Here is a 16490-nt window from a genome sequence, read left to right on the forward strand (position 1 = left end):
CCGCACCGGTAGGCCGCGTTGCTTGTGGACATCCAACACCTACCCTTTGATGGCACTCAAGTACCTGTTCACCGACATTCGCGGGTTTCTCATGCAAGTCGCCCGCAATGGACGAGTCTCCGGCGTGCTCTCCCGCGTTCCCATCTCCGGCGCCCTCGTCCCGGGTTGGCAATCCGAAGCCGAATCGGATTTGCAACTGTTGCCCGACGAAGCCAGCTCGCTCACCGATCCTTTCGGCGGTGACCGACTCGTCTTTGCGCAACCGGTTCAGCCCGGCGAGCCGCGTGGGTCCTACCCCATGGACGCTCGGGGCGTGGCGCAGCGCGCCGAAGCCATGCTGCGCACCCTACGCATCGCGGAAAGGGCGCAGGTCGGCGTCGAACTCGAATTCAATCTGTTCAAGGGCGTTCGCTTCGCCACCACCGCCGAACGCAATTTGGTGGAAATCGCAGAAGAGGATGGCTGGGCCGGTAACGCGGGCGAACTCGGTAGCGGTTACCGCAGCGGACACCGGACCTTGCACTTCCTGGCGGGGCCAGCCGATCAACACGCACCCATCCGATCCGAGATTTGCGAACGCCTCACCGCGGCTGGTATCCAACCGCTTCATCAGGCGCATGAGGCCGGGCCCAGCCAACATGAAATCGCCGTCGAACACGCGCCCTTGTGCCGGGCGGCCGATCAAGTGCAACTGCTCAAACATGTGGTTCGAACCGTGGCTGTTGGCCACGATCGAACGGCTACGTTCATGCCGCGACCGATTCCCTATGCCGAATCGAACGGCATGCACGTCAATGTGTCGCTGTGGCGGGATGGTCGCAACATCTTTCACTCGCCTGAAGCGCCCAGCGGCCAACTCAGTGCAGAGGGGCTGGCCTTTGTCGCCGGCATCCTGGTGCACCTTCAGTCCTTGAACGCCATCACCAACCCGACCGTCAACAGCTACAAGCGCTTGAATCACTTCTACTCCCTGATGCGCGGCCCGGGTTGGGGCTATCGCAACAGGACCACCGCCATTCGAATCCCACACTTCACCGGCGAGCAGGATTGCCGCATCGAAATCCGCTTTCCGGATCCCTCCGCCAACCCCTATCTCGCGTTCGCCGCCTTGGTCTGCGCGGGCGTGGATGGCATTCAGCGCGGACTGCAACCGCCCCCGGAAGAGCGCGGCGCACCCAAGTGGTACGAGCAACCGTTTCACGCCGCCCACGGCGTGGAAGCTATGGCGCCTGAGCTTCTTACCGCCTTGAAGGCACTTCACCAAGATCGGCCCTTCCTGACAGCTAACAGCGTGTTCTCCGATGAACTGATTGAAGCCATCCTGCGCGACGGCAGCTTTTTCTGGCACTGGTCCGCGACGACGCCGGCACCGCTCGAATACCAGGTTTTCTACGGACATTGATTGCCGATCCCGCCTGGCAACCCACTTTGCGCATGGTGCGCGAAGACGTGCGACGCACGTTCATACCAAAAAGGAATCCCTATGGATCTCATTGAAGCTGAATTCGGCGACGTCTTGTCCCAAGAGCCCTCTCAACGCGGATTGCATGGCGGTAGTAGCGGAGGTGATGACGGAGGTGTCGCAGGAGGTTGCGGTGGCTTCACACCTCTTCAGCTGTGGGATTTTTGAGAACGTGATGCTCGGCCGCCATTCACCGAATGCCGCCGAGCAGAGCCTGCACCGACTGGATCTGAACGCGCTGCTCACGGCGCAGCCCAACCCGATAGAAGGAGTGGGCCAGTTGTCCGGCGGGGAACGCCAAGGCGTCTGCATCGCGCGCGCCATGGTGCCGCCAGACGCGGCCTTGTTCCTCGACGAACCCACCACCGCCCTGGATGCCGGACGGCGCGCCAACATCGTCTCCTGGCTTCACGCGAAGGCTCGCGAACGCCAGGTCATGGTGTTCGCCACGCACGACAGCAACCTGGCGCAGATCGCCGACTACGTACTTCGCCTCTCTCAAGGTCGCCTGGTCAGCTTCACTCCGCAGGAGGACAGCCTCCATCGGGTCAAGCAGCAAGCCTAGGCTGGACGGCGGCCACCGGCCAATCTGGCGGATGACAGGCCGCCCGGTCGTTCGGTGCGCTATCGACCCACCAGCACCCGCTCCACCGCAGCATGAAACCGCGCCGCGCTGCACTCCGTCGCGCCCAGGTGCCAGTGCGCGTTCGCCCCGCTGGCGAGGGTCGATTGGCAGCTCACCCCGAGCGCGAAGTCCTCGTCCAGCGCTCCCCAGAAGGACTCGACGTTCTTCTGCCAGTGGCGGGCCGCTTTCTCGCTCGTGGGCTTCTCGGGGATCAGCGTGACCGCGCGCACCGTGCTATGGCCCACGCTGTCCGGCAGCACGGTGAACAGGTTGGCGTGGTCGCCCTCGTGCAGGATGAAGGTGGCCGGGAAGAAGAAGTAGATGATGTTTGAGTGCGGGCCAATCGCCCAGCGCTCATGCGGCTGCTCGCGCAGCCCCGCCATGCTGCGCTTGGGCAGCAGCAGCCGCTGGTGGTCGCCGTCGTGGTCGGCGATCAGCAGGTTGTCGTGGAACAGGTGGGCGATGCTCTGGCGGTGCGCGTACTGGAAGTGGTAGGTCTCCAGGTTGCCCTCGAAGGGGATCTTCCAGTTCGCGGCGTTGGGAAAGCTGCGCTCATGGAAGGGCACCCAGCCGTCGTAGCCCCAGTGGCGCAGGTCCTGGCCGAAGCGGCCCAGGTGGCGCTCCAGGTCGATGCGATCGGGCTCGCCCTCGCGCAGCGCGCGCGGCACCACCCACACCAGGCCCAGCGCCTCGCCCACGGGCACGCGGGCGAGCGAGCAGCGCTCGGGGGGTGCGTGCGGAAAATCCGCGGCGTGCGGGCGGCCGCGCAAGGCGCCGTCCAGACCGTAGGTCCAGCTGTGGTACGGGCAGATGAAGGCGCGCTGGTGGTGGTGCGCTCCCGCGCCCAGCAGGCGCGCGCCGCGGTGGCGGCAGGCGTTGATGAAGGCGTTCAGCTCGCCGCCCTCGCCGCGCGCCAGCAGCAGCGGCACACCCGCCACGTCGAGGGCCAGGCTGTCGCCGGCGGCCGCCAGGCTGCCCGAGGCGCAGACCGCGATCGGCAAGGCGCGGAACAGCCGTTCCCGCTCGGCTTCGAAGCGCGCCGGGTCCAGGTAGCGGCTCACGGGGCTGAACGTGGGTTCGCCGCGCTCGCTGGCGCCGGCCTCGATGAGCGCGAGCGCACGCTGGATCAGCCGAACCTGCTCGTCGTGGTGCATGCGGTCTCCTCTGCCCCGTGTGCGGTGCACGGGTGCGGGGCATTGTGCATGCCGTCGCGCACGGCGGACGCCGCCTGGGCGACGCGCCGCCCCCGGCCGGATCAGCCCGCGCTGGCCTTGGCGCGCGCGCGGGCCATCACTCGATCCAGCGCCTCGCGCGTGAGCGGCTTGACCAGGAAGTCCTCAATGACGGGCAGATCCTGCGCCGCGCGGCGGTCGTCGCGCCAGGTGGACGAGGTGAGCACGCTCACGAACACCGGGTGGCCCTCGCCCACCAGGGCCTCGATCTGACGCGCGCAGTCGAAGCCATTCATGCCGGGCAGATTGATGTCCAGCAGCACCAGCGTCGCGGAGCGCTCAGCGTCCTGGCGCAGGAATTGCAAGAAGTCCTCGGCCGATTCGAAGGCCCGGATCTCACCCGCAAAGCCGGTCTTGCGGATGGTGATCTCGTGGAACAGGTTGTCGTTCTCGCTGTCGTCGACGAGCAGGATGCGTTCGGTATTCATGGCGGGCGGGCCAGGGATGGGCCCGGAAAAGCGTCACCACCGCGCCCTCGTGGGGCACCGGCGGGATGAACGGAACGGAAAACGAAAAACCCGAGGGGCACGCCGGGTGGGCGCGCTCGCGCGGTGTGGACGCCAAGGGGCGGCGATGTGGCGGTGCGGTGTTCGCCCGACCGGCGGACCGCGCCGCGAGGGCGCCAATCGCATCGGATGACCCGGGGGACAGGTCGGCGGGAAGTTCCCGCTGGAGGACGCGCAGAAGCGCGTCCCGTCAACGAACGCGCGGAATTTTGCACGCTCATGACCAAAATAACTAGGGTAAACCCTTAGTTCTCGGCGGGAATGCTTGGGCATTGCGGCCGGGTCTCCTGGATCCGCGCCTGTCTATGATCGCCACGCCCTCCCGCGCCCTCCCCCATGAAAGTCGACGTCGCCAAGCTCAAGCTGTTCATCGAGGTGCTCGACGCCGGGTCCATCACGGCCGGTGCCGGGCGCTGCCACCTGTCCGTGGCGGCGGCCAGCAGCCGGTTGCAGGAGCTGGAATCGGCCCTGGGCGTGCGCCTGTTCGAGCGCCGCGCCTCCGGCGTGCGGCCCACCGACGCTGGCATCGAGCTCGCGCGCCACGCCCGGTCGGTGCTGGTGGAGCTGGACCGGCTGCAGCGCGAGATGGCGCCATTCGCGCACGGCGTGCGCGGCCGCGTGAGCCTGCTGGCCAACACCGCCGCGCTCTCGGGCTACCTGCCCGAGCCGCTGTCGCGCTTCCTGAGCGAACACCCCGAGGTCGACGTCGACCTGCAGGAAATGTGGACCGGCGAAATCCTGGAGGCCCTGCACCGCCGCAAGGCCGACGTGGGCGTGCTGGCCGACACCATGGACACCAGCGGCCTGCACGCCATGCCGCTGGCCGACGACCATCTGGTGGTGGTGGGCACCGCGCACCGCCTGGCCGCGCTCGGCGATTCGCCGCGCTTCGACGAGTGCCTGAATCACCCCATGGTCGGCCTGCCCGCGCAGAGCGCGCTCTACACCTACCTGCAGGTGAAGGCGGCCGATCTCGGCAAGGTGATCCGCTACCGCGTGAGCCTGCGCACCTTCGAGGGCGTGCTCAAGATGGTGGCGCTCGACGTGGGCCTGTCCATCGTCTCCAGCCTCGCCACACGCGAACTGGTGCGCCAGTACCCCGGCCTGCAGTGGCGCCCGCTGCGCGACAGCTGGGCCAAGCGCCGCCTGCTCGTGTGCACGCACCACGCACACGACACGGCACCGGCCTCGGTGAAGGCGCTGATCGGCTTCCTGCACGAGCAGTCCGCGCGCGGCTGAGCCGCGCCATGGCCCGCGCGGCCTCCGGTTTTTTCGAACGCCCCCTCCGCTTCTTTGCGATGGCTCGCCCGGCGCGGCCTCGACAGAATCGCGCCGCATGGAAATGCAGCAACTGGTGGCGGTGGCCGCCGTGTTCGTGGTCGCGGGCACCGTCAAAGGGGTGACCGGGCTGGGCCTGCCCACGGTGGCCATCGCCGGGCTGTCGATGGTGCTGCCGCTCGCGCAGGCCGCCGCGCTGCTGGTGCTGCCCTCCCTGCTCACCAACGTCTGGCAGTACCTGCGCTGCGGCGTGGCCTGGGCGGTGTGGCGCCGCACGCGCGGCCTGTGCCTGGGCACCGCGGCCGGGGCCTGGCTCTCGCCGCTGCCCGAGGTGGCCAGCGCCGGCCCCTGGGCGCAGGCCCTCACCGGCGGCCTGCTCGCGTTCTACGGCCTGGCCGGTCTGGTCGGCCTGCGCCTGCCGCCGCCCGGGCGCCACGACGCATGGATCGGTCCCGCCATGGGCCTGGCCACGGGCGCGCTCACGGTGGCCAGCGGCGTGTTCGTCATGCCCAGCGTGCCTTACCTGCAGTCGCTGGGCCTGAACAAGGACACCCTGGTGGGCGCGCTGGGCCTCACCTTCACCGTCTGCACGCTGTGCCTGTGGATCAGCCTGGGTGCCGGTGGCGTGCGCACGGACGCGCTCGCGGCCTCGGCCAGCATGCTGCTGCCCGCGCTGCTGGGGCTGGGCCTGGGCGCCTTCGCGCGCCAGCGGCTCAGCGAGGCCGCGTTCAAACGTGGGTTCCAGATCGCCATCGGCGCGCTGGGCCTCGCCATGGTGCAACGCGCACTGGCATCGATGGGGGCCGCATGAACACGCTGCAAGACCTGTCCGCCCAACTGGAGGCGCTGCACGCATCCGCCTTGGCGCTGCGCTCGCTGATGGAAGACCTGGAGCCCAGCGCCGCGCTGTCCGAGCAGCGCTGGTTCGTGGGCCTGCACCTGGCGCGCCAGCTCACCGAGGCCAGTGACGAGGCGCGCGCGCAGCTGGTGCGCTGGTCGAACGCCGACGCCGCGCCGCCGCGCACGCCCCACTGAACCCAGGCGACGCGGGGCATGGCAGGCCTCGCATACACTGCCGCGCCATGGCTTCGCGCGCGACACCCCCTTCACGCACCGCCGGCGGCGGTGGCCGCGCCCGGCCCGCGAAACGCGCGCTGCTCTCCACCGAGAGTTCGCCCTACTACCGCATCTGGGTGCTCACCAACGTCACGGGCAAGCCCTTCGGCCTGCGCTTTGGGGAGCGCTTCGACCTCAACCTCACCGAGTGGCGCGTGCTGCTCACCGTGGCCGACAAGCCCGGCATCACGGCGCAGACGCTGTCGGATTTCACCGGCCTGGACAAGATGAGCGTCTCGCGCGTGGTGCGCAAGCTCGAATCGCAGGGCCGGCTGGCGCGCGAGAACAGCGAGGCGGACCGCCGCAGCTTCCACCTCAGCCTCACCGACGAGGGCTGGGCCGTGTATGGCGAGATCGCGCAGGCCGCGATCAAGCGCGAGGCCCATGTCTACGCGAGCCTGAGCGAGAGCGAGCTCAAAACCTTGCACAAGCTGCTGGGCAAGCTGCTGCTGCAGGCGCGCAACGACCCCACGGGCGACGACCCGATCGAGTGATCTCGGCGCGCGCTCAGAAGCCGTAAGGCTCCAGCGACGGATCGCCGCCCGCGTGCGCGGGCGCCTCGGCCCAGGCCAGCAAGGAGCAGCCGAAGGTGGACGACACGTCCACGCGCGACCCCGGTTCGATCACCACCACCGACGGCCCCGCCACGCGCGTGTCGCCGATGCGCAGGTCGCCCGCCATCACGAACCAGTCGGTCAGGCCCTGGTGCTGCAGATCGGGCAGGTGCGCGCCGGGCCACAGCTGCAACATGCACAGGCGCCGGTTGTGGCCCGTGCCCGCGTAGTCGAACACCGCGCGGCGCGACACCCGCGCAAACGGCGAAGCCACCGGCACCACCTCGTCGAGCACCACGGTGATGTCCGGGGGGGTGAACGGCGATTCGTTGACCACCGTGGTCTTCTTCGCGTGCGGGTGGATCGCCGCGCCATCGGGCTCGATGGTCACCGGCGCCTCCAGGCGCGAGAACAGCGTGCAGCCGCCGTAGGTCACCGCGTCGTGCGTGGCACCCGCCAGGTTGATGCCCACCGCGCCCGCGCGCGTGGTGCACTGGAAATCGACCAGCTCGCCCGACAGGAAGTAGCTGCTCGCGGTACCCCGGTGCTGGTGCACGCCCGATCGGCTCATGGGATCGAAGGCGATCATCCCGAGGAACAGGCCCGCGGCTTCGTCGCGGCGCACCGCCTTCTCGCGCGCGGTGCCGCGCGGCGTGGTGCGCCAGGGCAGGCTCTCCAGGTCGTAGGCGTACACGCCGGGCAGCGCCTGATGGCCAGGCATCCAGCCGGCGCTTTGGCCCTTCTGCGGTTCGTGGACAGCGTTCATCGAGGCTCCTTAGGGTAAACGAGAGGGTTCGGTATTTGGTAACGATCGTTACTATATGGCCGAACCAAGGATGCTGTCATGTCTTTTGTTTCGACCCCCGACGACGCGCCGGTGAGCGTGGTCACCGGCGGCGCCAGCGGCATCGGCGCCGCCACTGCCGCCCTGCTCGCGCGGCGCGGCCACCAGGTGGTCACGCTCGACCGCGCCGCCGTGCCGGACGCCACGCTCGCGGGCGCGGTGGCCGACGGGCGCCTCACGCACATCGCCTGCGACCTGGCGCGCGAGGACGCGGTGTGCGCCGCCTTCCTGGCCATCGCGCAGCGCTTCGGCCGCATCGGTGGCCTGGTGAACAGCGCCGGCATCGAATCGCGCCACCTGCTCGACGACATGACCGTGGCCGACTGGGACCGCGTGCTCGACGTGAACCTGCGCGGCACCATGCTCTGCCTGCGCGAGGCCGCGCCGCTCATGCGCCACGGCGGCTCCGTGGTCAACGTGGCCTCCATCGCGGGCAAGCGCATGTCCTATTCGGGCGACGCGGCCTACACCGCGTCCAAGGGCGCGGTGCTCGCCTTCACGCGCCACATGGCCTTCGAACTCTCGGGCCAGCGCATCCGCGTGAACGCCGTATGCCCCGGCCCCACACTCACGCCCATGATCCACCGCAGCCTCAGCGCCGAGCGCATTGCCGCCGTGGCCGAGACCGTGCCCCTGGGCCGCTGGGTCGAGGCCGCGGACGTGGCCGAGTCCATCGCCTTCCTGCTTTCCCCCGCCGCCGCCATGATCACCGGCAGCACCATCGACGTCGATGGCGGCATGCTGGTGTCCAACGGCACCCCTTACCGGGACTACGTGGCCGCCCGGCAAGCCCAGCGCCCCATGCCACCCCAACAGGAGACCACGCCATGAAACGCATCCGCCCCTTGCTGGCCGGGCTCGCGCTCGCCAGCCTCGCCTTCGCCGCGACCGCGCAACCCGCGCTGCGCATGGCCTACGTCGCACCGCCGCCGGTGTGGGGGCCCATCGCCGACCGCTACGCGAAAGAAGTGGCCGACCGCAGCAACGGCGAACTCAAGGTGCAGTCCTTCGGCGCCGGCCAGCTCGGCAGCCTGCCGCAGAACTACGCGGGCCTGCGCACCGGCCAGATCGACATGATGCTGGCCGACACCGGCACGCTGGCGCTGGCCAAGGGCGGCAAAGACTTCAACGCCCTGTTCGCGCCCTACGTGTTCCGCGACCACGCGCACTTCAAGGCCTTCATGCAGTCCGACACCTTCCGCCAGATGCTGGCGCCAGTGGAGAAGGAAGCCGGCTTCAAGTACGTGGGCTACGTGTCCGACCGCTCACCGCGCCAGCTCACCACCTCCAACCGCAAGGTGCTCAAGCCCGAGGACATGAAGGGCCTGAAGGTGCGCGTGCCCGAGACGCCCGCCATCCTGGAGGTCATGAAAGGCTGGGGCGCCGCGCCCACGCCCGTGCCCGCGGCCGAGCTCTACCTGGCCATGAAGCAGGGCCTGGTCGACGGCCAGGACAACGGCTTTGACGCCATCGCCGGCGCCAAGTACTACGAGGTGCAGAAATACGCCATGCGCATCGACTACATCCAGTCGGGCCTGATGGTGCTGATGGCCGCGGACAAATGGTCGCGCCTGTCGCCCGCCCACCAGAAGGCCATGACCGAGGCCGTGGCCGCCACCGAGAAGTGGGCCAGCCAGATGACCTGGGACGTGGCCACCAAGTCCATCGACACGCTCAAGGCCAACGGCATGGAGATCGTCGAGCCCGATCTCGCGGCCTTCCGCCAGGCGGCCGACAAGGTCACGACGGGCTTCGACGGCCAGCTCTGGGCCAAGGGCACGGTCGAGAAGATCCGGGCCGTCAAATGAACCGCCTGCTGGGCTGGCTCGACCGGCTGATGCTGGCCCTGCTGGGCGCCTGCCTGCTGGTCCTCGTCCTGGTGGGCGGGGGCCAGATCCTGCTGCGCGAGATCGCGGGCATCCCCCTGCCCTGGGCCACCGAATTCAGCGTCGTGCTCATGATCTGGGCCACCATGCTCACCGGCTACGTGGGCGTGCGCCGCGACAGCCACCTCTCGGCCGACTTCCTGGGCCTGAGCATGTCCGAGCGCAAACGGGCCGTGCTGCGCACCCTGGCGCTGCTGCTCTCGCTGGTGTTCGTCGCGGTCTACGGCTGGGAGAGCCGCCTCGTCATCGACGCCATGGAGGGCATTCCCTTCACCTCCATGCCGGCCACGCAGCCGCTGCTGTACTGGTCGCTTCCGGTGGGCGCGGCGCTGATGGCGCTGGCGCTGCTGGACAAGCTGTGGCAGCAGTGGACCGGCGTTCGCGGAGCGGCCTGATGCAGCAGCTGATCCTCTTCGGCATCCTGATGGCCGCCTTCATGGCCTTCGCGGTCATCGGCGTGCCGGTGTTCTTCGCCATGGGCCTGGCGGCGCTGGTCTTCATCGCCTGCAGCGGCGGGGCCGTGCCGCTCAACATCGTGGCCTCGTCCATGGTGCAGGGCATGGACTCCTTCGCCTTCCTGGCCATCCCCTTCTTCTTCCTCGCGGGCGAGCTCATGAACACCGGCGGCATCACGCGCCGGCTGCTCAACTTCGCCTCCGCCGCGGTGGGGCACATCCGCGGCGGCCTGTCGCACGTGGCCATCCTGGCGAGCATGGTGTTCTCGGGCGTGTCGGGCTCGGCCGTGGCCGACGCCTCGGCCATCGGCTCCTCGATGATTCCGGCCATGAAGGACAAGGGCTACCCCGGCGCCTACGCGGCCGCCGTGGTGGCCGCCGCGTCCACCATGGGTCCCATCATTCCACCCTCCATCGCCTTCGTGGTGTATGCCCTGGTGAGCGACGTGTCGGTGGGCCAGCTGTTCCTGGCCGGCGCCATCCCGGGCCTGCTGATGGGCGTGTACCTGCTGGCCGCCGCAAGCTGGGTCGCGCACCGGCGCAACCTGCCCTATTCCGAACGCACCTCGCTGCGTGCCGTGGGACGCGCCGCCTGGGACGCGCTGCCCGCGCTGGCCATGCCGGTCATCATCATCGGCGGCATCGTGGGCGGCGTGGTCACGCCCACCGAGGCCGGCATCACCGCCGTGCTCTACGCCATCGTGATCAGCGTGCTGTTCTACCGCGAACTCAGCTGGGGCCAGACCTGGCACATCTTCCGCGAGTGCATGGTCAGCTCCGGCATCATCCTGCTCACCATCGCGGCCTCGGGCATCTTCTCCTGGCTGGTGGCCAACCTGGCCATCGGCGAGACCCTGGCCACCACGCTGAAGACGCTCACCGACAGCCCCTGGGTGATGCTCGCGCTCATCAACGTCGTGCTGCTGCTCTGGGGCCTGGCGCTGGAGCCGGCGGTGGCGCTGGTGACGCTGGTGCCGGTGCTGGTGCCCATCGCCAACGCCTATGGCATCGACCTCGTGCACCTGGGCGTGATCGTGGTGCTCAACCTCATGATCGGCCAGCTCACGCCGCCCTCGGGCGTCATCACCTTCCTCACGGCGCAGATCGCGGGATCGCCGCTGCACGCGGTGTTCAAGGAGGCCCTGCCGTTCACGCTGGCGCTGATCGCGGTGCTGCTGATCGTGACCTACGTGCCGCTGGTGTCGCTGTGGCTGCCGGCGGTGTGGATCGGCGGCTGAGCGCCGCCGCGCCCACCCACGCTCACGCCACCTTGCCCAGCGCCCGCAGCAGCTTCTGCGGCGTGATCGGCTGCGAGTGCACCACCGCGCCGAAGGGCGCGATGGCGTCGTTGATGGCGTTCATCACCGCCGCCGGCGCGCCGGCCGTGCCGGCCTCGCCAGCGCCCTTGGCACCCAGCTTCGAACTGCGCGTGGGCGTCATCACGTGCGCCAGCTCGATGTCGGGCATTTCGGCCGACATGGGCACCAGGTAGTCGGCCATGTTGGCGTTGAGCATGAGGCCGGCCTCGTCGTACAGGCATTCCTCGAACAGCGCGCCGCCGATGCCCTGCACGATGGCGCCGCGCATCTGCTCGTCCACCAGCATGGGGTTGAGCACGCGGCCGCAGTCTTCCACCGCCCAGTGCTTGAGCAGTTTCACGAAGCCGGTGTCGGGATCGACTTCCACGTAGGACGCCTGCACGCCGTTGGTGAAGATGAAGGGGTAGTCGCGCTGCGCGTAGTGGCGCGTGACCATGAGCTCGGGCGTGAAGCCCGCCGGCAGCGTGTCCGAACGGAAGTAGGCGATGCGGCCCAGTTCCTGGAGCGGCAGCAGCTCCTGGCCATCGCCAGCGTCGACCACGCGGTCGCGGCGCAGCGCCAGCGTGCCCGGCTCGCGCTGGAGAATGGCCGCCGCCACCTTGAGGATGTTCTCGCGCAAGGCCTGGCCCGCGAGCAGCACCGCCTCGCCGCCGATGCCGGCGCCGCGCGAGGCCCAGGTACCGCCGCCATAGGGCGTCACATCCGTGTCGCCCGTGATGACCTTGACCTTGGCGATGTCCACGCCCACCGCGTCGGCTGCGATCTGGCGATAGATGCCCTCGGTGCCCTGCCCTTGCTCGCCCACACCCACCAACACCGTGACGTCGCCCTCGGGGTCCAGGCGCAGGGTGGCGCCGTCCTGCGAAGCGATGCGCGCGCCGCCCACGCCATAGAACGCGGCGCTGGGGTTGGTGAGCTCGATCACCACCGCAAAGCCGATGCCGCGGTGCACGCCCTGTTTGCGCAGCGCGGTCTGCTCGGCGCGCAGCGCGTCGTAGTTCATCAGTTCGCGCAGCTTCCTCAGGCTGGCCTCGTGCGACAGCACCTCGAGCTTGATGCCTGAGGCACCCGTGGCCGGGTAGGCGTCGTCCCGTATCACGTTGCGGGCGCGGATCTCGAATGGGTCCATGCCGATCTTCTGCGCCGCCAGGTCCACCAGTGCCTCGGTCACGGCGCAGGCGATGGGGTGGCCCACGCCGCGGTACTGGCAGGTGGGCGTCTTGTTCTGGAACACCACGTCCAGCTTGGCGCGGTAGTGCTGGTGCTTGTAGGGCCCGCCCACCAGGTTGACCACCTGGTTGCCCTCGATGGCGCTGGTGCGCGGAAACATCGAGTAGGGCCCGATCGCGGTGAGGTCGTCGATCTCGAAGCCGAGGATCTCGCCGTCTTTGTTGGCCGCGATGCGGCCGCGCACGCGGTGGTGGCGCGCGTGGATGTCGCTGGTGAAACTCTCCAGCCGGTCGGCCACGAACTTCACCGGACGGCACAACAGGATGGACAGGGCCACGGTCGCGAAGTCGTCGGGATAGGCGTGCACCTTGATGCCGAACGAGCCGCCCACGTCCTTGCAGATCACGCGGATGGCGCTCGCGGGCAGGTCGAACTGGCGGCCGTAGAGGTCCTGCATCATGTGCGGCGCCTGGCAGGAGTGGTAGACCGTGAGGCGCTGCTCGGCCGAATTCCAGTGCGCGATCTGCCCGCGCGGCTCCAGCGTCACGCCGGTGTGGCGGCCGAACTCGAACGTGGCCTCGGCCACCGCATCGGCTTCGGCGAACACCCGGTCGACCTCGCCCACGTTCAGGCTGCGCGTGAAGCACAGGTTGTCGCCCAGCTCGGCGTGGATCGGTGGCGTGCCGGCGTCCAGCGCGGACTCCATGTCGGTGGCCAGCGGCAGTTCCTCCCAGTCCACCACCACGTGCTGCAGCGCGTCCTCGGCCTGCGCACGCGTTTCCGCCACCACCGCCACCACGGGCTCGCCCTGCCAGCAGGCGCGTTCCACGGCCAGCGCGTGCTGCGGCGCGGACTTCATGCCCGCCAGGTGGCCCAGCACAGCCACCCAGGGCTTGCAGACCTTGGCGAGGTCGTGGCCGTCGGCCACCATCAGCACGCCGGGCATGGCGCGCGCGGCGTCGGCCTGCACGGCCTTGATGCGCATGTGCGCGACCGGGCTGCGCCAGAACACCACATGCGCCAGGCGCGGCAGTTCGATGTCGTCGATGAACTGGCCCAGGCCCTGCGTGAGGCGCTCAATGCCGCCGCGCGGCACCGGCGCGCCGATGTAGCGCTGGTCCTCGGTGACGGGCGCGATCGGCGTGGCCTGTTCGACGCCGGGCTCGAGGTTGACGATGTCGCGTTTCACAGGGCGGCCTCCTGGCGCTGGCGCAGCACGTCGCAGATCGCATCGACGATGGCGTGGTAGCCGGTGCAGCGGCAGTAGTTGCCCGAGATCCAGTCGCGCACCTCGGCGCGCGTGGCATCGGGGCGCGTCTCCACCAGCTCCTTGGCCGCCATCAGCATGCCCGAGGTGCAGAAGCCGCACTGCAGCGCGTTGCGCGCAACGAAGGCCTGCTGCAGGTCGCGGATCGCGCCACTCTGGCTCAGACCTTCGATGGTCTTGACCTCGCCGCCATCGGCCTGCACGGCCAGCGTGAGGCAGCCGCGCACGATCTGGCCGTTGAGTTCCACGGTGCAGGCGCCACAGACGCCGTGCTCGCAGCCGAGGTGGCTGCCCTTGAGGCCGAGGTCCTCGCGCAGGAAGTCCACCAGGTGGGTGCGCGGCTCGACGCGGCAATGGCGCGTGTGGCCATTGACGCTGACTTGGATGGGATGCAGGTCCGACATGGGCGTGGGGCTTTCGGGTCAGGCGCGCGCCGCGGCCAGCAGGCGCTGCAGCAGCACGCCGGCCAGGTGGCGCTTGGTCTCGGGGGTGTTGGTGAGGTCGGGCAAGGGATCGATCTCGGCGCGCAGGCTGGCCACGGCGAGCGCCAGCGTGGCCTCGTCGGGCGCCTTGCCGTCGAGCAGGGCTTCGGTGCGGCGCGCGCGCCAGGGCGTGGTAGCCACGCCCATGAAGGCCAGCCGCGGCGACGACAGCGCGCCGCCGCGGCGCCGCGCCGAAGCCGCCAGGCCCACGATGGCGTAGTCGCCGTGGCGGCGCGCGAGCTGCGCCATGCCGCTCCACCCATCGGGCGCCGCCACCGGAATTTCGCCCGCGACCACGATCTCATCGGGCCGCAGCGCGGTGGTGTACAGGCCGGTGAAAAAATCGTCGGCGGCGATGCGGCGCTCGCCCGCCGGCCCTTGCGCCACCACCGTACCGCCCAGCGCAAGCAAGCAGGCGGGCCATTCGGCCGCCGGGTCGGCGTAGGCGATGGAGCCGCCCCAGGTGCCGCGGTTGCGGATGGCGCGGTGCGCGATGTGGGGCGCGGCCTCGACGAGCAGTGGCGCGTGCCGCGCCACCAAGGGGCTTTGCTCGATCTGCGAGTGCGTGGCCAGCGCGCCGATGCGCAGCACCTGGCCACGCAGCTCGATGCCGCGCAGCGCGGCCAGGCCGGTGATGTCGATCACCAGCGCGGGCTCGGACAGGCGCATGTTCAGCGTGGCCATCAGCGTTTGCCCGCCGGCCAATACGCGCGCGTCGTCGCCATGGCGAGACAGCAGGTCGATCACCTGCTCGATCGAGCCGGCCTTGACGTAATCGAATGCAGCGGCCTTCAAGGCACCCTCCTCAAGCGGACAACAGGGAAGCGATCCACACGCCGAAGCCGGTGGCCAGGGCGCCCAGCGCGAACCACAGCACACGCACGCCCTCGCCGAGCGGCGCGGGTGCCTGCGCCGATGCGGCCCGGGGTGCGGGCGCGACGGACGCGGTGGTGGTGGCCGGCGCACCCGCCGCCGCGGGTGGCGCGGCGTCAGCGGGCGCGGTCTCTTGCGCCACGGTCTCGGCCAGCGGCACCGCCGCGCCAGGCGCCAACTCGCCCTGGAAGGCCGCGAAGAACTGGTCCGCCATCTGCTTGGCGGCCGCGTCGATCATTCGCCCGCCCACCTGCCCCAGCTTGCCCCCCACCGAGGCCTGCGCCGTGTAGCGCAGCCGCGTGTCGCCGCCTTCGTCGGCCAGCGACACGGTGGACTGCCCCTTGGCCATGCCCGCCGCGCCACCCGAGCCCTCGAACTGCAGCGTGCAGCCCTCGCCGGGGCGCACGTCCTGCAAGCGCAGGTGGCCCGTGAAGCGCGCGCGCACAGGCCCCACCTTCACGGCCACGCGCGCCGTGCGCTCGGTGTCGCTGGTGGCCTCCAGGCTTTCGCAACCGGGGATGCAGCGCGCCAGGACCTGCGGGTCGTTGAGCGCGGCCCAGACCGTGTCGCGAGGTGACGCGATGAGGATGTCTCCGTTGAGTTCCATTCGTTTTTTCTGCCCCCGGGTTTTCACGGGTGCGCTTGTTTACCAACCGTTCAACAATGCTATGTCTCATTGACCGTTCGGTAAATAGCGTGCGCATACAGAAAAACCCTGAGCGAGCCAAAAAAGTCGACGCGGCAGCGGCCGAAGGCGCTCCCGCGCGCCGCCGGCTCAGCGTGTCCGAACGCGAGCGCCAGATCGTCGACGGCGCGATCCAATTCTTCGCCTCCAACGGCTTCGGCGGCCAGTTGCGCGACCTGGCCAAGAGCATTGGCGTGACGCACGCCCTGCTCTACCACTACTTCCCCACCAAGCAGGCCCTCATCGACCGCGTGTACCTCGACGTGTTCGAGGGCCGTTGGCGCGACAGCTGGGACGAACTGCTGGACGACACCAAGGCCGACGTCGAGGACAAGTTCACCGCCTTCTATGCCGACTACGTGAACAACGCGCTCTCGCGCGAGTTCGTCCGCATCCTCATGTTCTCGGGCCTGATGGACCACGCCATCTCCGACCGCTTCTTCGCCATGCTGCGCGAACGCCTGTTCCCGCGCCTGATCCGTGAGACGCGGCGCTTCCGCGGCTCGACTTCGCGCGCCAAGCCCAGCGAGCGCGAACTCGAGTTGCTCATGGGCCTGCACGGCGGCATGTTCTACATCTCGATCCGCCGCTGGATCTATGGCCAGGACGTGCACAGCGAGGCCATGCACGACACCTGCGACGAAGCCCTGGTGCGCGACCGCGTGCGCGGCTACCTGCAAGCCAGCCGCGACCTGCTCATCCAGAAGAACCCGGCTCGATGAGCCGCCACCCCAAG

General features: G+C 69.3%; 18 protein-coding genes. 11 read left to right on the plus strand and 7 right to left on the minus strand.

Annotated features, from left to right (window positions below; genetic code table 11):
• Nucleotides 1–49 precede the first annotated feature (49 nt).
• Together JNX00_RS14660 and JNX00_RS14665 are read left to right on the plus strand one after the other, a co-directional pair.
• Complete coding sequence (locus JNX00_RS14660; protein ID WP_204742726.1) at nt 50–1402, plus strand: hypothetical protein; 1353 nt, start codon at nt 50–52, stop codon at nt 1400–1402.
• Between the two features lie 166 nt (nt 1403–1568).
• Entirely contained in the window at nt 1569–2027 is a 459-nt protein-coding gene (locus JNX00_RS14665) for an ATP-binding cassette domain-containing protein (RefSeq protein WP_204742727.1), read from the plus strand.
• 59 nt (nt 2028–2086) lie between these two features.
• Here JNX00_RS14665 and JNX00_RS14670 read toward each other — a convergent pair whose 3' ends face one another.
• Together JNX00_RS14670 and JNX00_RS14675 are read right to left on the minus strand one after the other, a co-directional pair.
• Nucleotides 2087–3241, minus strand: coding sequence for an aromatic ring-hydroxylating dioxygenase subunit alpha (locus JNX00_RS14670; RefSeq protein WP_204742728.1), 1155 nt, complete (start codon nt 3239–3241; stop codon nt 2087–2089).
• 101 nt (nt 3242–3342) lie between these two features.
• Nucleotides 3343–3747, minus strand: a complete 405-nt coding sequence (locus tag JNX00_RS14675) for a response regulator (protein WP_070397722.1) — start codon at nt 3745–3747, stop codon at nt 3343–3345.
• Between the two features lie 414 nt (nt 3748–4161).
• On the opposite strand from JNX00_RS14675, the gene JNX00_RS14680 reads away from it, so the two are divergent.
• The 4 genes from JNX00_RS14680 to JNX00_RS14695 all read left to right on the plus strand — a co-directional run bounded on the left by JNX00_RS14680 (nt 4162) and on the right by JNX00_RS14695 (nt 6713).
• The gene (locus JNX00_RS14680; RefSeq protein WP_204742729.1) at nt 4162–5064 is read left to right on the plus strand and encodes a LysR substrate-binding domain-containing protein; all 903 of its coding nucleotides are present in this window, start codon (nt 4162–4164) and stop codon (nt 5062–5064) included.
• A gap of 97 nt (nt 5065–5161) precedes the next feature.
• Nucleotides 5162–5914, plus strand: coding sequence for a TSUP family transporter (locus JNX00_RS14685; protein ID WP_204742730.1), 753 nt, complete (start codon nt 5162–5164; stop codon nt 5912–5914).
• Nucleotides 5911–6138, plus strand: a complete 228-nt coding sequence (locus JNX00_RS14690) for a hypothetical protein (RefSeq protein WP_204742731.1) — start codon at nt 5911–5913, stop codon at nt 6136–6138. Before JNX00_RS14685 ends, JNX00_RS14690 begins: the two co-directional genes overlap by 4 nt.
• Nucleotides 6139–6185: 47 nt before the next feature.
• The gene (locus JNX00_RS14695) at nt 6186–6713 is read left to right on the plus strand and encodes a MarR family transcriptional regulator (protein WP_204742732.1); all 528 of its coding nucleotides are present in this window, start codon (nt 6186–6188) and stop codon (nt 6711–6713) included.
• Nucleotides 6714–6726: 13 nt separating this feature from the next.
• Here the strand turns inward: JNX00_RS14695 and JNX00_RS14700 are convergent, their stop codons facing one another.
• On the minus strand, nt 6727–7539 hold the full coding sequence (locus tag JNX00_RS14700; RefSeq protein ID WP_204742733.1) for a hypothetical protein: 813 nt from the start codon (nt 7537–7539) through the stop codon (nt 6727–6729).
• A gap of 78 nt (nt 7540–7617) precedes the next feature.
• Between JNX00_RS14700 and JNX00_RS14705 the strand changes: the two genes are divergently transcribed.
• Genes JNX00_RS14705 through JNX00_RS14720 form a run of 4 tightly spaced genes read left to right on the plus strand, consistent with a single transcriptional unit; the run spans nt 7618 to nt 11196 of the window.
• Nucleotides 7618–8448, plus strand: coding sequence for an SDR family NAD(P)-dependent oxidoreductase (locus tag JNX00_RS14705; protein WP_070397717.1), 831 nt, complete (start codon nt 7618–7620; stop codon nt 8446–8448).
• Nucleotides 8445–9425, plus strand: a complete 981-nt coding sequence (locus tag JNX00_RS14710; protein ID WP_070397716.1) for a TRAP transporter substrate-binding protein — start codon at nt 8445–8447, stop codon at nt 9423–9425. The genes JNX00_RS14705 and JNX00_RS14710 overlap by 4 nt, the downstream gene beginning before the upstream one ends.
• Entirely contained in the window at nt 9422–9898 is a 477-nt protein-coding gene (locus JNX00_RS14715; protein WP_070397715.1) for a TRAP transporter small permease, read from the plus strand. Before JNX00_RS14710 ends, JNX00_RS14715 begins: the two co-directional genes overlap by 4 nt.
• Complete coding sequence (locus tag JNX00_RS14720; protein WP_070397714.1) at nt 9898–11196, plus strand: TRAP transporter large permease; 1299 nt, start codon at nt 9898–9900, stop codon at nt 11194–11196. Before JNX00_RS14715 ends, JNX00_RS14720 begins: the two co-directional genes overlap by 1 nt.
• Nucleotides 11197–11218: 22 nt before the next feature.
• Here the strand turns inward: JNX00_RS14720 and JNX00_RS14725 are convergent, their stop codons facing one another.
• From JNX00_RS14725 to JNX00_RS14740, 4 genes are read right to left on the minus strand one after another with little or no spacing between them, the layout of a single operon-like run.
• Nucleotides 11219–13636, minus strand: coding sequence for a xanthine dehydrogenase family protein molybdopterin-binding subunit (locus JNX00_RS14725; protein WP_204742734.1), 2418 nt, complete (start codon nt 13634–13636; stop codon nt 11219–11221).
• Nucleotides 13633–14118, minus strand: a complete 486-nt coding sequence (locus JNX00_RS14730; RefSeq protein WP_070397713.1) for a (2Fe-2S)-binding protein — start codon at nt 14116–14118, stop codon at nt 13633–13635. The genes JNX00_RS14725 and JNX00_RS14730 overlap by 4 nt, the downstream gene beginning before the upstream one ends.
• An 18-nt stretch (nt 14119–14136) precedes the next feature.
• Nucleotides 14137–14991, minus strand: a complete 855-nt coding sequence (locus JNX00_RS14735) for a xanthine dehydrogenase family protein subunit M (RefSeq protein WP_204742735.1) — start codon at nt 14989–14991, stop codon at nt 14137–14139.
• A 10-nt stretch (nt 14992–15001) separates the two neighbouring features.
• Nucleotides 15002–15676 (minus strand): carbon monoxide dehydrogenase subunit G, encoded by a 675-nt coding sequence (locus tag JNX00_RS14740; RefSeq protein ID WP_204742736.1) that lies wholly within the window; start codon nt 15674–15676, stop codon nt 15002–15004.
• A gap of 89 nt (nt 15677–15765) precedes the next feature.
• Here JNX00_RS14740 and JNX00_RS14745 point away from each other — a divergent pair, with 89 nt between their 5' ends.
• A complete protein-coding gene (locus JNX00_RS14745) occupies nt 15766–16476 on the plus strand; it encodes a TetR/AcrR family transcriptional regulator (protein WP_239478150.1) in 711 nt (236 codons plus the stop codon).
• Nucleotides 16477–16490 lie beyond the last annotated feature (14 nt).

Source organism: Hydrogenophaga sp. YM1, from assembly GCF_016903055.1.
Classification (GTDB): domain Bacteria; phylum Pseudomonadota; class Gammaproteobacteria; order Burkholderiales; family Burkholderiaceae_C; genus Hydrogenophaga; species Hydrogenophaga borbori.

Bases quoted from the DNA above. Each gene is read 5' to 3' on its own strand.
- JNX00_RS14660 (WP_204742726.1), top strand. From the start codon at position 50: ATGGCACTCAAGTACCTGTTCACCGACATTCGCGGGTTTCTCATGCAA.
- JNX00_RS14665 (WP_204742727.1), top strand. From the start codon at position 1,569: ATGACGGAGGTGTCGCAGGAGGTTGCGGTGGCTTCACACCTCTTCAGC.
- JNX00_RS14670 (WP_204742728.1), bottom strand. From the start codon at position 3,241: ATGCACCACGACGAGCAGGTTCGGCTGATCCAGCGTGCGCTCGCGCTC.
- JNX00_RS14675 (WP_070397722.1), bottom strand. From the start codon at position 3,747: ATGAATACCGAACGCATCCTGCTCGTCGACGACAGCGAGAACGACAAC.
- JNX00_RS14680 (WP_204742729.1), top strand. From the start codon at position 4,162: ATGAAAGTCGACGTCGCCAAGCTCAAGCTGTTCATCGAGGTGCTCGAC.
- JNX00_RS14685 (WP_204742730.1), top strand. From the start codon at position 5,162: ATGGAAATGCAGCAACTGGTGGCGGTGGCCGCCGTGTTCGTGGTCGCG.
- JNX00_RS14690 (WP_204742731.1), top strand. From the start codon at position 5,911: ATGAACACGCTGCAAGACCTGTCCGCCCAACTGGAGGCGCTGCACGCA.
- JNX00_RS14695 (WP_204742732.1), top strand. From the start codon at position 6,186: ATGGCTTCGCGCGCGACACCCCCTTCACGCACCGCCGGCGGCGGTGGC.
- JNX00_RS14700 (WP_204742733.1), bottom strand. From the start codon at position 7,539: ATGAACGCTGTCCACGAACCGCAGAAGGGCCAAAGCGCCGGCTGGATG.
- JNX00_RS14705 (WP_070397717.1), top strand. From the start codon at position 7,618: ATGTCTTTTGTTTCGACCCCCGACGACGCGCCGGTGAGCGTGGTCACC.
- JNX00_RS14710 (WP_070397716.1), top strand. From the start codon at position 8,445: ATGAAACGCATCCGCCCCTTGCTGGCCGGGCTCGCGCTCGCCAGCCTC.
- JNX00_RS14715 (WP_070397715.1), top strand. From the start codon at position 9,422: ATGAACCGCCTGCTGGGCTGGCTCGACCGGCTGATGCTGGCCCTGCTG.
- JNX00_RS14720 (WP_070397714.1), top strand. From the start codon at position 9,898: ATGCAGCAGCTGATCCTCTTCGGCATCCTGATGGCCGCCTTCATGGCC.
- JNX00_RS14730 (WP_070397713.1), bottom strand. From the start codon at position 14,118: ATGTCGGACCTGCATCCCATCCAAGTCAGCGTCAATGGCCACACGCGC.
- JNX00_RS14740 (WP_204742736.1), bottom strand. From the start codon at position 15,676: ATGGAACTCAACGGAGACATCCTCATCGCGTCACCTCGCGACACGGTC.